The organism is Ekhidna sp. (assembly GCF_039940915.1).
Classification (GTDB): domain Bacteria; phylum Bacteroidota; class Bacteroidia; order Cytophagales; family Cyclobacteriaceae; genus Ekhidna.
This window is the reverse complement of sequence record NZ_JBDVFO010000001.1, coordinates 1,124,278-1,140,608: the sequence shown is the minus strand read 5'-3', so window position 1 is coordinate 1,140,608 and position 16,331 is coordinate 1,124,278. Positions and strand designations below refer to the sequence as shown.

The window sequence follows — 16,331 nt, the reverse complement described above, 5'->3', positions numbered from 1 at the left end:
ATCGCTCAAAAATAATTTTACTACAAATAGGAATTTATAACCAAAATTCTTTTTCTTCGTAAACACTACAAATAGGAATTAATTATAAGCGTGCCGCTTAACCCAATCATTGAGAACAAGAACCTCATAAAATCAAAGGGCAGCAAATCGCTCATTTATCCAAACTTTTATTCAAATGAAAAAATTTCAACTTGGTGAATTCGAAGAAATCGTAATGCTCACGGTGGCCATCCTCTACGACAATGCCTATGGAGTCTCTATTAAGAAAGAGATTGAGAGCAGATTGGGAAGAAGCGTAAGTGTAGGTGCACTGCAATCTGCCCTCAAGAGGCTAGAGGACAAAGACTATTTAGCTTCGGTGGATAAAGACGCCACACAAGAACGAGCCGGCCGGCCCAAGCGGTACTTCAAAATCACCTCCCTGGGTAAGCAAGCTATGCAGCATACCAAAGAGACAAGGAATTCGCTATGGGATGCTATCCCATCCATTTCTCTTGATGTAAAATTTGCCAAAGTCTACGATGCATAGTCCTCCTCAAATTTTCCTAAAGTTTTTTCGGTGGTTTTGCCATCCCAGGTTACTCAAACCTGTAGAAGGAGACCTCTTGGAGCTTTACGATGAGCGAGTGAAGGAACTTGGAAAACGAAAGGCAGATCGAAAGTTCATCAAAGATGTACTGCTCCTTTTTAGAAAAGACATTATTCGGCCCACTGACGGCACTTACAGTTTAACCAATTACGGCATGTTCAAAAATTACTTCAAAGTAGGGATCAGAAATATCCTGAAATACAAAATGTTTTCTTTCATCAATGTTTTCGGCTTAGCGGTAGCTATGTCTGTCTGCATGTTGATTATCCTGATGCTGGCCGATCAGAAGAGCTATGATCAGTTTCATGAAAATAAGGATCAGCTATATCGCGTCATTGGCACGCCGATCAAAGGCAGCATACCCTATGCAACGGTTCCTATGCCTCTTGTAAAAACTTTAAAAGAAGAATACCCTTTGGTTGAACAGGCTACATTCTTGCGAAGAGGATTGGGTGGAGATGCCACTTTCAATGAAAAAACGGTGGAGTTGAGAGGGTACTTTACCGACAATGCATTCTTTAATATTTTCAGTTTTCCGCTGATACATGGCGATCGAGCTACCGCGCTCTCCACGCCGAATTCCATTGTGCTAAGCAGTGAGAAAGCTTACCAACTTTTCAATACAGAGAATCCCATCGGGAAGCATGTCACCTTTGAAGATCGTGGACTCAGCATGATGGATTTTGATGGCGATCGTCCACCGGTATCACTGGGTGAGTTTACGGTAGTTGGTGTCATAGACATAAAAAATATCAAATCACACCTTGAATTTGACGCAATTGCATCCAGTTCGTCACTACCCCTTTTGTACAAGGAAAAACTCATCTCCGATGTATCCCAGAATTGGGAGTATTACTGGGGAGGGTTCGCGTACTTAAAACTAAAACCGGAAGCCACCAACGCTTCATTGGATGCAGCACTCGCTTCCATAGCCGAAAGCAAATACCTGGAGGCTGAAGAGTTGAAAGATGAAGAAATTCGAGAATTCGGCATGTTTGGTCAGTCCATCAATGATATCACTCCAGGTATCTTGGTAAACAATGAGGCTACTTTCAGATTGCCCGAAATTGCCTACTACATCCTTTCGCTGTTGGCACTGGTCATCATGGTTATGGCATGCCTTAACTACACCAGTCTCTCCATTGCTCGATCACTCACTCGGATGAAAGAAATAGGGGTAAGAAAAGTGACTGGAGCAACGCGGAAAAATCTCATTTATCAATTCCTCACTGAATCCATTATCACCGTGATGCTCGCTCTGGTAGTTGCAAGCCTCTTACTTTATTTTACCAAAGAAGCTTTCATGGATCTGTGGTTCAATAAATACCTCAATTTTGAGCTAAGTTCATCATTGCCTGTTTACTTAATTTTTGTCGCATTTGCACTAATTGTAGGGCTAATTGCTGGTACATATCCCGCCCTTTTCCTCTCAAAAAGACCTCCTGTATTTGCGTTGAAAACGCATGGTGTCCCTACAGGCAAGTGGGGAATGCAAAAGGTGCTCAATGTGTCACAGTTCGTTGTGTCGCTGGTTTTCATCGTCACCTCCATGGTGATCTACAACCAGTTCAAGCATTACACAGCGTTTGAATACGGATTCAATTCCGAGAACCTCATCAATATTCCACTGCAGAGCAATGATTATGAAATGCTTGTGAATGAATTCAGTTCCATTTCTGGCGTCACTAAGATCTCGGCATGTGATCACATTCCTGCCACAGGCACCACCAATATCACTGAGCTAAAAAACCGGGACGAGGAATTGGATCCATTTGTAATGTTGCAACTCAACATCGACCGGCAATTCATCTCCAACCTAGACCTGGAACTCATTGCTGGACAACCCTTCTCAACAACAGCACTGGAAGAAGGCAGACACATCATTATCAATGAGTCTGCGGTAGAAAAGCTGGGGTACGAAACTCCTCAAGATGCGATAGGTGAATTGTGGAAAAAGAAGAACGACCAATCTCTTCAAATCATCGGAGTAGTTAAAAACTTTAGAGCTTCATTGCTTATCAATGGAGACAATATACGCCCACTTGTGCTTGTAAATAACGCTGAAGAATTTAACTATCTCAACGTAAGAATATCTGAAGGAAATCCACAAGGAACTATTGCGAGTCTTGAAGAAAAATGGAAAAGCATAGACCCGGTTCATGAATTCGAGTACGAATTTTTTGAAAATGAATTGGCCAATACGAATCTGGCCATTTTCGACGTGGTTTCTATTGTAGGATACATTTCATTTTTGGCTATTCTCATTGCCTGTCTTGGCATGTTGGGGATGGCTACCTACACAACAGAAAGAAGAACCAAGGAAGTGGGCATCCGAAAAGTACTCGGAGCTGCAGAAATGACCATCGTGTTTATTCTATCGAAAAGCTTTTTGAAGTTGCTGTCCATCTCCATTCTAATCGCAGCTCCTTTAAGCTACTTCATCAACAGCTTTTGGCTAGACAACCTTCCCAATCGTGTCGATTTTGGATTTGGAACAGTCGTAATAGGCTCACTATTAATGTTGGGACTCGGGTTGATTACCATCGGTTCTCAAACCTTTCGAGCTGCAAGACAAAACCCGGTAGAATCTCTGAAAGATGAATAATCAACCTCCCCAGTTTTTCCTCCGATTCTTTCGATGGTTTTGTCATCCGCGATTGCAAAAACCAATCGAGGGGGATTTGATGGAGCTCTACGAAGAACAAGTGAAAGAAATCGGGAAAAAGAAAGCAGATAAAAGATTCATCAGAGATGTACTTCTACTATTTAGAAAAGATATTATCAGGCCAACAGACGGCACTTACAGACTTAATAATTACGGCATGATTAAAAATCATTGTAAGGTAGGGATCAGAAATATTCTGAAATACAAAACATTTTCTTTCATCAACATTTTTGGCTTGGCAGTTGCTATGACCGTCGGTTTGCTCATTATGCAAATCCTGTATGATCAGACACAGTATGATCAATTTAACATGAAGAAGGACAGGATTTTCAGAATCCTTTCTAAGCAAGAAAAATCACTCACTCCCAATGCAAAATGTCCAAATCCTCTAGCAACTAAGCTGGAAAGCGACTACCCCTTTATCGAAGGATCGGTGAGGCTAATTCCAACAGTGGGTGGTGATGCAGTAAACATAAATACAGATAAAAGCACCGAGCTAAGAGGCTTTTTCGCTGACGAGAGCTTCTTCAGTGTCTTTGATTTTGATCTTGTCAATGGCAATAAATTAACTGCACTAAGTCAGCCAAATTCCATGGTAATCACATCGGAAAAAGCGTATGCATTATTCAACGATCAAAACCCCATAGGCAAGACCATCCAATTTTCAGACAGAGGACTAGAGCATATGGACTTTGACATGGGTATTGAGACCGCCAACATCCCTCAAGATTGGGGCTCTTTTACCATCACAGGAGTGATTGATTTGAAAAAGTACAAGTCACATATACAATTCGACGTTTTGACCTCATCGACTAGTATTCCAAGGTTGGTGCAAGAAGGATTTCGAGATGATAAATCCGAAAACTGGATCAACTATTCTAATTGCTACACTTATATACTCATAAAAGAGAGCAGTGAGGGGTCAGATTTACAAAGCGCAATAAATAATATTGTAAAAGAAGAGTATGTTGGGTTTGAGCATTTATCTGAGCTTTCACTACCTATCCAAAAGCTGAGTGAGATCACACCAGGTAAATTTATCGGAGCCCCGATCACACTCCGGCTACCCATCCATGCTTATTATTTTCTCGGATTCTTGACCTTGGTCATTCTTTTTTCTGCATGCCTGAATTATACAAACTTATCCATCGCCCGAGCGCTGACTCGCGCAAAAGAAATAGGCGTAAGAAAAGTAAATGGTGCTTCCCGAAAGAACCTCATTTCACAATTTTTAGTGGAAGCCTTGCTCACCTCATTTTTGGCTCTCCTTCTTTCTAACATTTTTCTTCTTTTCCTTAAACCAGCGCTTAATGGACTATGGGTTAGTCAGCTCCTTACCTTCAACCTACAATCCAACGTGGTTATTTACCTCTTCTTTGTAGGATTCGCCATAATCATCGGGCTTTTTGCCGGATTATACCCGGCACTGCTTTTATCGAAATTTACTCCTTTGGATACTTTAAAGAAACTCAACCTTGGGAATTCAGGGAAGATCCGACTCAGACAAGTATTGAGTATCACTCAGTTTGTCTTTTCGTTACTTTTCATCATCACAGCCATCCTTATTGGTCGGCAGTTTCAGCACTACAGCAATTTTAAGTATAACCTCGATACTGACAATATTGTAAACATCCCTTTACAAGGGAATGACTATAAACTGCTATCTAGTGAGCTTAAAACCCTGGCAGAAGTCGCACAAGTATCGGCCTGCGAGATGATTCCATCACTGCCAAACATCCGAACCGTCACTATTCAGGGGCTGCAAGATGAAGAAGCCTTTAGCTCCGTATACCACAGCGTAGACCTTAATTTTATTGATAACCTAGGGCTAAAAATTGTTGCTGGCAGCAATTTCACTACCTCATCAGCAACTGCAAAAGAGATCATCATCGATCAAACCATGAGCCAAAAGCTTGGCTTCCTGTCAGAAGTAGCTGCCGTTGGACAGTCCATCAAAGCCAATGGAAGCCAGGTGATGAAAATAGTGGGAGTGGTTGAAAACTTTGAATTTAAGACGCCAGTAGATGATGGCAATGGACCGGTTGTATTTTGGAGTAATCCTGATCAATTCAACTACCTAAACATCCGTATATCATCCGATAACTGGTCTGAAGTCATTGCGAATTTGGAAACGAAGTGGAAAACCGTTGATGCGGTTCATCCTTTTAAATACAATGTATACAATGAGCAGCTATTGAAAGCCAATCTTTGGCTTGCAGACCTTTCTTCAATTATTGGCTTCATTTCAATTCTGGCTGTCATTATTTCTTGTCTCGGCCTTTTAGGGATGGCTGTATATACAAGCGAGCGAAGACAAAAGGAGGTTGGCGTTAGAAAAGTACTGGGTGCAAACCTCCAAAGCCTCACCTTCCTCCTCAGCAGGTCTTTTATAAAAATATTGTTAATCTCCATCTTGATAGCGGCACCAATCAGCTATTTCCTGAATATACTTTGGCTGGAAAGCTTGCCCAACCGTGTGGATTTTGGTATTGGTACTATTCTCTTAGGTTCCGTGATTTTATTGATCATCGGCCTACTAACTATCGGTTCTCAAATCATTTCTGTGTCTCAGCGAAACCCAATAGAATCTCTGAAAGATGAATAATCAACCTCCCCAGTTTTTCCTCCGATTCTTCCGATGGTTTTGCCATCCGGAATTGCAAAGGCCCATTGAAGGAGACCTGATGGAACTCTACGATGAAAGAGTAGAGGAATTAGGCAAAAGAAAAGCAGATCGGAAGTTCAAAAAAGATGTGCTGCTACTATTTAGAAAAGATATTATTAAACCCGCAAGTGGTACTTATAGACTAACAAACTACGGCATGATTAAAAATTATTTCAAAGTAACAGTTCGAAATCTGTTTCGTCAAAAACTGTACTCTGCTATCAATATTGGAGGACTTTCCATCGGTATAGCTTCTTTTCTATTGATCTTCATTTACGTGCAATACGAAAGGTCTTTTGACGATTGCTATTCCAATGCGGACAATATTTACAACATCTATCAGCAACAACCGGGAAACTTTTCTTTAGGAACAGACTTCTTCGCAGTAACTCCGGCAGCTCTTGCACCAACGCTAGTAGCCGAATATCCGGAGATCGAGTCTGCCACAACCATGGACGCTTATTCCACTTTGATAGAATCTGAAGGCGAACATCACTTCGAGCCCATTGTGGTGGCAGACGAGCGATTCTTCGAAGTATTTAAACATACATTCATCGCTGGCAATCCCAAAACAGCAATGAATACTGCCGAAGGCACGGTTTTGACTGAGTCATTTGCTAAAAAGCTTTTTAAAAATGAGGATCCTATTGGAAAGGAAATAAAATTTTGGGCTGGCTCAGCTTTTGTTACAGGTGTCATTAAAGATCTCCCTAAGAATTCCTCTATAAAATTTTCTGCCATTCTCAGCATTCAAGCAAGCGAATACTATAGAAGCGAGCGAATAAAAGAACAATGGGATGGAAATTCATACTTTACATTTCTAACATTTAAAGAAGGGGCCAATCCACCTTCTTTTGAAAGCAAGCTCAAAGAGCTTTTAGCGGTTCGTTGGCAACATACAGATATCCCGAATAAATATTTTGTGCAGCCTCTTTCTGAATTTCACTTGAGAGGTAGTATCAATGAAGATTTTGGGGTGAAAGGAAATGCAAAACAACTTAGCCTTTTTTCGGTAATCGCCATTCTTATTCTGACACTCGCGGCAATAAATTACATGAATTTGGCAGTCGCTCGATCCATTAATCGAGCAAAAGAGGTGGGGCTTAGAAAAGCCATTGGCGCCCGAAAGACTCAGCTAGTCATTCAATTTCTAGGCGAATCCGTTTTTCTTTCTTTATTGGCTCTATTTATCGCTCTGGGGATTACTCAACTCACCCTTCCTCTATTCGGACAATTGGTGGAACGTCAAATGGAAATTGGTCTTTTGAGTGATTTGAATCTCATTCCATTCCTATTCATCACCGTTGTAATGCTCGGAATAATTTCAGGGAGCTATCCTGCATTATTCATGTCATCGCTTAGACCTGTTCATGTCTTGAAAGGAAGGCTCGGCACGCAAAAATCTGGTGGTAAACTCCAAAAATTTCTTATCGTGTCTCAATACTCAATTTCTATCATTATGCTTATCAGCACCCTGATAGCCTATCAGCAGATACGCTTCATTAGCGAAAAAGAACTAGGCATAGAGAAAGATCAAATCGTGATCGTGCGTGTCAGAGGCCGTGAAATGAGAGAAAACATTGAAGTGATAAAAGAGCGATTTATGAATTTTTCCAACGTGGAATCGGTGAGCTCTGTGAATAGTTTTCCAACGGATGTTCAGTCAAGTACTTCTCTCAATATGGATAGAACAGGGGGCAACATCTACCGTCTCTATACAGACCATCAATTTCTGGATGTGTTTGGTGTCGAGTTACTTTCAGGTCGATTTCTAGATGCTGATTTGCCAACAGCCAACGAGAGAGATTTTGTCATTAACGAAACCGCTGCAAAAGTCCTGGGCTGGACTGCACAATCTGCTATTGGGCAAGAGTATATCCATGAAGATGGTGAAAGAAAAAACATCATTGGAGTGGTGAAGGATTTCCATATTCACAGCATGCACATGCCTATTGCGCCACTCATCATCGGTAAGCGAGATTTGCTCAGCTATATTTCAGTAAAAGTTGGCAAGGGTAGTATTCCAGAGACTGTTGTGCATTTGCAAGAAACCGTTGAAGAATATTCGAATTATCCTTTTGACTATACATTCATGGATGATCATTTTGATCAGATCTACAAAGAGGATCAAAGACAAGGACAACTTTTAGGGTTTTTCACTTTGCTTGCCATGCTAATTGCAGGTTTGGGTCTTTTCGGGCTAGCCGCGTTTGAGGCTATCAAAAATCAAAAAGAGGTTGGCATCAGAAAAGTCCTAGGTGCCACCATTCAAAGCATCGTGTGGCTGTTCGGGAAGAAATTTCTTTCCCTCGTAACTATTGGGTTTGTCATTGCTGTGCCTGTCTCATGGCTACTGATGGATGGTTGGCTGCAAAATTTCGCCTATAGAATCACTCCAGGTTGGTGGGTATTCGCGCTGGGTGGTACAATAGCAATCTTAATTGCCTTCGCAACCATTAGCAGTCAATCCATAAAGGCAGCACTCGTGAATCCCGTAGAATCTCTGAAAGATGAATAATCAACCACCCCAGTTTTTCCTCAGATTCTTTCGATGGTTTTGCCATCCACGATTGCAAAAACCCATCGAGGGGGATTTGATGGAACTCTACGAAGAGCGGGTAAAAGAACTAGGAAAAAGAAATGCTGATCGAAGGTTTCGTCGAGATGTGATTCAGCTCTTTCGACCCAGTATTATTAAGCCATCTGATGGCACTTATAGATTAAACAACTACGGTATGATTAAAAACTATTTTAAAACCAGTCTTAGAAGTATTCTCAATCAGAAGTCTTATTCATTCATCAATATTTCTGGCTTAACTATAGGCTTACTTTCTAGCTCCTTCATTTTCCTTTGGATAAATGATGAAAGAAAAGTGGATAGCTTTCATGATTCTTCTATCCATCAGGTAATGGTCAATTCGTACTATCCTGATGGCAAGATTCTGACGGCTACTCGTACTCCACAGCCACTGCTAGAAGTACTAAAGGAGAACTATCCTGAAATAAAACTTGCGACATTCGTGAGTTCAAAAAGAACTAGAATAATACAGGTAGATGATCGCTACTTTAAGGACGATGGCATATACGTCACCCCTTCTTTTCTAGAAGTCTTTTCTTTTCCTCTCATTGTAGGGGATAAACACACAGCCTTAGATAAATCAAATTCGGTGGTTATTTCCAAAGAACTGGCAATGAAATACTTTGGATCAGCCTGGAGAAACGCTAATCTAACCATTGGTAAGACAATTAAAATCGGAGATAAAGAAGACTTTATCATAGCAGGTATTTTTGAAAACGTTCCCGCCAACTCTTCATTTCAATTTGATTTCGTGGCGCCTATTGAAGCCTTCATTCGTGAAAATGAACGAATAAGAGGTAGTTGGAATCACAGTATGCTGAAGGCCTACGTGACACTTGAGGAAGGCTCAAAGCTTACCGACTTCAATGAAAAAATCAAACAAATAATTGCGCTGAATAATAGCAAGCACATAAACAGTGAAGTCTTTCTTCAGAAATTTTCCGATAGATATCTATTTAGTACCTATGAAGATGGGGTAGTAACTGGTGGTCGTATTGAGTACGTCAGAATCTTCACGCTAATAGCTATTTTCATATTAGTCATTGCCTGCATCAATTTCATGAATCTAACGACCGCTCGCTCTAATGGAAGAGCGAAAGAAATTGGTGTCAGAAAAGTTATGGGAGCTCAGAAAGGATCTTTGCGAATCCAGTTTTTAGTAGAAACACTAGTGATCACCTCATTTGCTTTTCTTCTTACACAGGTGCTCACCTATCTTTTACTTCCAGGGTTTAACCTACTCACAGATAAGCAAATTATCATCGACTACTTAGACCCACAATACTGGGCTATTTCACTAGGTATGGTTAGTTTAACAGGTCTTCTTTCGGGAAGTTATCCAGCCCTTTTCCTTTCCAGTTTGAAGATAATACAAAGCCTAAAAGGGGGGGTTAAACATTCAAAACAAGCAGGATTCTTCAGAAAAAGTTTAGTCATTTTTCAGTTTTCTATATCCATCTGTTTGATCATCGCCACCATGGTTGTCTTTAATCAGGTCAACTATATTCAGAATAAAAACCTAGGCATGGATCGCGAAAACCTACTGCAACTAGACTTACAAAAAGGGGCAAAGCAAAACTACGAAACTGTCAAAACAGTACTGAACCAAATGCCTGGAATAGCTAGTGTCTCTGCTTCTGTAAACAATCCTTTATCAGTTAGGAATTTTACAACGGCAGTAAGGTGGAATGGGAAAACGGATGATCAAAGAGTTGGATTTAATATCATCTTAGCACACTTTGATTTCATAGAAACAATGAAAATAGAGCTTGCTCACGGGAGGGATTATTCTAAAGAGATATCTAGCGATTTTTCTAATGTCATCATTAATGAAGCAGCCGCTAGAGCCATGGAAATGGACACTCCTATAGGAGAATCTCTCTCCTTTTGGGGAAGGGAGGGACGAATCATTGGTGTAGTAAAAGATTTTCATTTTGCGTCTATGCACTCGACTATTGAACCTCTGATCATTCGATTGGATTTAGAATATGCTTCGAAGCTCTTTATTAGAACCAAACCGAACCAAACGAAAGAGGCACTTGCTAGCTTAGAAAAAATCTATACAGAGTTCGATCCGGGATATCCATTTGATTTTCAGTTTTTAGATGATCAGTTTGAAAGTATGTATAAAAATGAGACCGTAGTAGGAAAATTAGCCATCTACTTCTCGTTTGTAGCCATCTCTATATCCTGCTTAGGCCTATTTGGGCTTGTTTCATTTACCACTCAACAGCGCACAAAGGAAATAGGTATCCGTAAAGTGTTGGGTGCTAGTACCTATAGGTTAGTGACTTTATTGGGAAATGAATTTGGAAGATTGGTGCTTATTTCATTTTGTATCGCAGCACCCTTTGCATTTTACTTTTCGAATAACTGGTTAGAAAATTTTGAATATCGAATTGATCTCAGCCCGTCTGTTTTCCTAATCACTGGTGCTTTCATGTTAGTTATTGTAGGATTTACTGTAGGGATCAAATCATACAATACAGCTTTAAGAAATCCTGTTGATTCCCTGAAAGATGAGTAATCAACCACCAAAATATTTCCTCCGATTCTTTCGATGGTTTTGCCATCCTCGATTGCAAAAGCCCATCGAAGGTGACCTGATGGAACTCTACGAAGAGCGGGTAAAAGAACTAGGAAAAAGAAAAGCTGATCGAAGGTTTCGTCGAGACGTGATTCAGCTCTTTCGCCCCAGTATTATTAAGCCATCTGATGGCACTTATAGATTAAACAACTACGGTATGCTAAAACACAACTTACTCATCATCTTTAGGAATTTCAGAAAGTACAAGAGTTCCTTCCTCATTAACCTGATTGGTCTTTCCACCGGCCTGGCATCTTTCATGCTCATTTATTTGTGGGTCAATGATGAGGTACAGAAAGATAAATTCCATGAGCATAATGATCGGCTATACCAGGTGATGCGAACCCTCGAATTTAATGACTCGCGCACACTTACAAATGGCGACAATTCCGTTCTTTTAGCACCTGAAATGTTGGCTGAACTAGCAGAAGTTGAGATTGCTGTACCAGTGATGGAAGAGTTTTCCTATGCCATCTTAGAGGCCAACGAACAGAAAATAAAGGCGGCAGGAAAGTTTGTCGGGGAAGACTTTTTCGAGGCTTTCTCTTTCAACCTGGTTCAAGGATCAAAAGACAAAGTGCTCTCTGAGAAATCTTCAATTGTTATTTCTCAATTTTTAGCAGACAAATTTTTCAAAGACCAAAACCCCATTGGCAAATCCTTTCATATGGTGGATAATACTGATGGTGAGGTCGAATACGAAGCTGACTACATTGTCTCTGGAGTCTTCGATAACGCAGGGTTAAATAGCTCTGAGCGTTTCGATTTTCTTCTTCCCAATAGTCTTTTTATTTCTGATAGAGATCAAACCGTAAGAGCATGGGAAAGCAATGGCCCCAATGTCTATATTTTATTGAGGGAAGGGGCAGATCCTAAGGAATTTGACAAGAAACTAAGTGAGTTCTATGAAGCAAAGATGAGAGGTCTATGGGGAGAGCGATTCCCATACACTTCTGTCAAAATGCACCTTCAACCATACTCCTCTCGTTACTTATACAGCAATTATGAAAACGGAGAACTCTCAGGTGGAAGAATTTCCTATGTCTACTTATTCTCTATTGTAGGAGTGATCACCTTGCTTATCGCATGCATCAATTTCATCAACTTATCTACTGCTCTTGCATCCAGAAGACTAAAGGAAGTGGGAGTAAAGAAAGTATTCGGAACCACAAGGAAGGTATTGATCTCACAACATCTAATGGAGTCCTTCGTCCTTGTAGCTCTTTCCTTTGCAACGGCTTTAATTTTGATTTTTATCACCCTACCATCATTCAATGCGATTACGGGAAAAACGCTCTCGCTGAATTTTGACTTTCAGTGGGTGAAAATTATGGGTACCATTATCATTTCCACTACACTTCTTTCTGGCACTTATCCGGCTTTCTTCCTTTCGCACTTAAAACCAATAGATGCTCTGCAATCCAAACTTAGGTCTTCTGTGGGTGAGCTGCTACTGAGAAAAGGCCTGATCATTTTTCAGTTTTCAATCTCAATTATCCTTATTGTCTCGGTACTGGTAATCTCCAAACAGATAGATTTCGTACAGTCAAAAAATTTGGGATACGATCGAGAAAATGTGATCACTTTCGAAAAGGATGGAGCTTTGGTAGAACGAGCAACTCCATTTCTTACAAAAGTGGAATCTCTACCAGGAGTTCAATATACAACCGTTCTGGAAGGAAGCATCGCACAATTTAACAACTCCGGTGGCGGATATAAGAGGGAAAACAAACCCTACATACAATTCACATTCGCTTATGTAGGATATGACTATGTTGAAACGGTAGGCTTGGAATTGAAAGAAGGCCGGTCGTTCTCAAGAGACTTTGCCAATGAAGATTCCAAAATCATTCTCAATGAAACAGCAATTGCTGCCATGGAGCTAGAAGACCCATTGGGCAAAATCGTGAATATAAGAGGCAACCGAGAGATCATAGGCATACTGAAAGACTTTCACCTCCAATCACTGCATGAAAAAATCAAACCGAGTTTTCTGATTTTTGAGCCAGGAGACGCCAACAACATTGCTGTGAAATTGCAGCCAGGAAAGGAAAGGGAAACGATTGAAAAACTGGAAGAAGCATACCATGAATTTAATCCCGGTCTTCCATTCGAATTTACATTCCTTGATGACGAATACAATACCCTATATCAAGCAGAGCAAAAAGTAGCCTCCCTATCAACCTACTTTGCTTCTATTGCGATCTTAATTTCCTGTCTTGGACTGTTTGGGTTAACTGCCTTCATTACCGAAAGGAGAACCAAAGAAATTGGCATACGAAAAGTTTTGGGATCGAGCCGAACCAGGATTGTTGCACTATTGGGAAGTGGGATGCTTAAAATGCTTTTGATTGCTATGCTAGTTGCTATCCCGATAGCATTTAGCCTACTTGGAAGCTGGCTTGAAAATTTTGCTTATCGCATTGAACTTAGTACCTGGTTTTTTGCATTTGGAGCACTAGCTACTATCGCTATCGCCTGTCTGACGGTAAGTTTCCAAACGTGGAAGGCAGCCTCTGCCAATCCTGTGAAAAGTTTGAAGGATGAATAACCAACCGCCAAAGTTTTTCCTGCGCTTCTTCCGATGGTTTTGTCATCCCCGATTGCAAAAACCAATCGAAGGAGATTTGATGGAGCTCTATGATGAGCGAGTCAAAGAAATCGGAAAAAAGAAGGCAGATCTAGAATTTATCAGAGATGTATTCCTACTGTTCAGAAAAGATATTATTAAGCCAGCTGATGGCACTTACAGACTAAACACTTACGGCATGCTAAAACATAATTTACTTATTTCGCTCAGAAGCTTCAAACGATTCAAAAGTACCTTTTTGATCAACTTATTGGGACTTTCCAGTGGCTTGGCTGCAACCATGCTCATCTATCTCTGGGTTCATGATGAGCTTTCCATGAACCAATTCGATGAGAAAGACAGTAACAGGCATGTGCAGGTTATTCATACGTATCCGACTTCCGGAACCTATCACACCAACATTGATGGATCAACCCCTAACCCACTTTTTAAGCGACTGCCTAAAGATCTGCCCGAAATAGAATACGCTTTTCCGGTGAGTGGTGACCGAGAGTATCAGGGGGTTTTCTCAGCAAATAATAAGAATATCAGGGGCAAGTATCAATTCATAGGAGGAGGTTTTTTCAATGTATTCCCTGTCAATTTCCTTCAAGGGAATAAAAATGAATTTCCATCCGATAAAAATGACATTGCCATATCAGAAACCATGGCAAAGACATTGTTTGGATCTGTTGAACAGGCTGTTGGGAAGTTGATTGAGCTGAAAGGTGCATACTATGAAGGAAGCTTTTTAGTCACGGGTGTTTTTGAACCCAACCCACATAATTCTGAACTATACGATGTACTGCTCAACCATGAAGTCTTTGCAACGGATGAAATGATGGAATGGTACAATAGCGGTACCCAGGCGCATTTAGTATTAAAGGAAGGTGTTGACTTGGAGGCCTTCAACGAAAAACTCAGTGACTATTTAACTACACTTTCACCTAACTGGAAAGACATCTTATATGCACAGCCGTATGCTGAAAGATACCTCTATAATACCTATGAAAACGGTGTGCCTATTTCCGGGAGAATCATGTATGTGAAGCTCTTTTCCATTATCGCCCTAATTGTGTTGTCCATAGCATGCATCAACTATATGAATTTTTCTACGGCGAAAGCTTCAAGAAGAATCAAAGAAATTGGCGTGAAAAAAGCGATCGGAGCAGGCAGAAAAGCACTGATTTTCCAATACTTCAGTGAGTCATTATTAATGGCCTTTATTTCACTTTTTATTGCCTTGGGAATTGTACTCCTTCTGCTTCCACAGTTCAATGAGATCACAGGCAAACAGCTTTCGCTAAATCTGGATTCGAATATCATCTTAGCCATTCTGTCAATCACCATCATTACCGGACTGATTTCAGGAATATATCCTGCACTACACCTATCTGGCTTCAAACCTATTGTAGCGATGAAAGGAAAACTTTCCGGTGATAAAGGTGCCCTGTGGGTTCGTCAGGGGTTGGTTGTCTTTCAGTTTGCCATTTCTGTCATGCTGATTGTCTCCGTATTGGTCATCTATCGTCAGATTTCTTTCATCCAGACCGTCAACCTGGGGTACAGTAAAGAACACATCATCACTTTCCCTAGAGAAGGAAATTTGACAGAAAATCATGAAGCATTTCTTTCGGAAATTCGATCCATTCCAGGCGTATCAAATGCTTCGCAAATGAGTGGCGAATTGCCTGGACGTATCGGATATACTCACGGATTTACATGGAAAGACATGAGCGAAGCAGATAAGAAACTGAGATTCTATAAAATACGAGGTGGATATGAACTGATCGATTTGCTTGGCATTACGCTGAAGGAGGGTCGTGATTTCTCCAGGGATTACGCCACAGACAAAGATGCCGTAATCATGAATGAAACTGCTATCCAAATGATGCAGTTGGAAAATCCCGTTGGAGAGGCATTTGGAAACTTGAATCCTAACGTCAACGAAAAGGAAATCATCGGAGTGATTGAAGACTTTCATTTCCAGTCATTTCACGAAGAAGTAAAGCCCTTCTTCTTCTCTTTAAGCGATCGAGGAAACAATTTCATTGCAAAAATACAGGCGGGTACCGAGCGAAAAACGATTGAGCAAATAGCGGAAGTATATGAAAATTTCAACCCTGACTTCCCATTGGAAGTTTCGTTCATGGATGAGAACTATCAAGCACTCTATGCTTCAGAAGAACGCATCACCGTTTTATCAAAGTATTTTGCAGGAATAGCGATTGTCATTTCGTGCCTTGGCCTATTGGCATTGACTTCTTTCAGTACACAACAACGATTCAAAGAAATCGCGATCCGAAAAGTCCTTGGATCCACCAGCCTGAGTATTGTCAGAATGCTTTCTCGTGATTTCACACTGCTGGTATCCATGGCGGTTGTGATTGGATTGCCTGTCGCCTACTACCTGATGAAAAACTGGCTAAACAACTTTGCTTACCGCATAGATTTGGAGCCTTTGTATTTCGTCGTGGCAGGAGTGCTGATTCTTGCAGTGGCTGTGTTAGCCATTATGATACAAATCGCCAAGTCCACTAAGTTCAGTGTGTCAGAAAGTTTGAAGGCTGATGGATAAATAGTTCGAGAATTTCCTATGCTATTCATCATTAACTATTAAAATAGTAATTAGACTATTTTAATAGTTATAATTGTGCCTTACTATCAATTGAATTGAT

7 protein-coding genes are annotated in these 16,331 nt (G+C 40.7%); all 7 read left to right on the top strand.

Features of this window, described 5'->3' with window-relative positions; translation table 11 throughout:
- Positions 1 to 175 precede the first annotated feature (175 nt).
- Genes ABJF57_RS05165 through ABJF57_RS05135 form a run of 7 tightly spaced genes read left to right on the top strand, consistent with a single transcriptional unit; the run spans position 176 to position 16,231 of the window.
- Positions 176 to 529, top strand: coding sequence for a PadR family transcriptional regulator (locus tag ABJF57_RS05165; RefSeq protein ID WP_462230532.1), 354 nt, complete (start codon positions 176 to 178; stop codon positions 527 to 529).
- Positions 522 to 3,194, top strand: coding sequence for an ABC transporter permease (locus tag ABJF57_RS05160; RefSeq protein ID WP_462230534.1), 2,673 nt, complete (start codon positions 522 to 524; stop codon positions 3,192 to 3,194). Before ABJF57_RS05165 ends, ABJF57_RS05160 begins: the two co-directional genes overlap by 8 nt.
- Positions 3,187 to 5,859 carry an ABC transporter permease gene (locus ABJF57_RS05155; RefSeq protein ID WP_462230536.1) on the top strand — a complete coding sequence of 891 codons (2,673 nt, stop codon included), beginning with the start codon at positions 3,187 to 3,189 and terminating at the stop codon, positions 5,857 to 5,859. Before ABJF57_RS05160 ends, ABJF57_RS05155 begins: the two co-directional genes overlap by 8 nt.
- Entirely contained in the window at positions 5,852 to 8,437 is a 2,586-nt protein-coding gene (locus ABJF57_RS05150; RefSeq protein ID WP_462230538.1) for an ABC transporter permease, read from the top strand. Before ABJF57_RS05155 ends, ABJF57_RS05150 begins: the two co-directional genes overlap by 8 nt.
- A complete protein-coding gene (locus tag ABJF57_RS05145) occupies positions 8,430 to 11,024 on the top strand; it encodes an ABC transporter permease (RefSeq protein WP_462230540.1) in 2,595 nt (864 codons plus the stop codon). Before ABJF57_RS05150 ends, ABJF57_RS05145 begins: the two co-directional genes overlap by 8 nt.
- Positions 11,017 to 13,635, top strand: a complete 2,619-nt coding sequence (locus ABJF57_RS05140) for an ABC transporter permease (protein WP_462230542.1) — start codon at positions 11,017 to 11,019, stop codon at positions 13,633 to 13,635. The genes ABJF57_RS05145 and ABJF57_RS05140 overlap by 8 nt, the downstream gene beginning before the upstream one ends.
- The gene (locus ABJF57_RS05135) at positions 13,628 to 16,231 is read left to right on the top strand and encodes an FtsX-like permease family protein (protein WP_462230544.1); all 2,604 of its coding nucleotides are present in this window, start codon (positions 13,628 to 13,630) and stop codon (positions 16,229 to 16,231) included. Before ABJF57_RS05140 ends, ABJF57_RS05135 begins: the two co-directional genes overlap by 8 nt.
- The last annotated feature ends 100 nt before the right edge of the window (positions 16,232 to 16,331 follow it).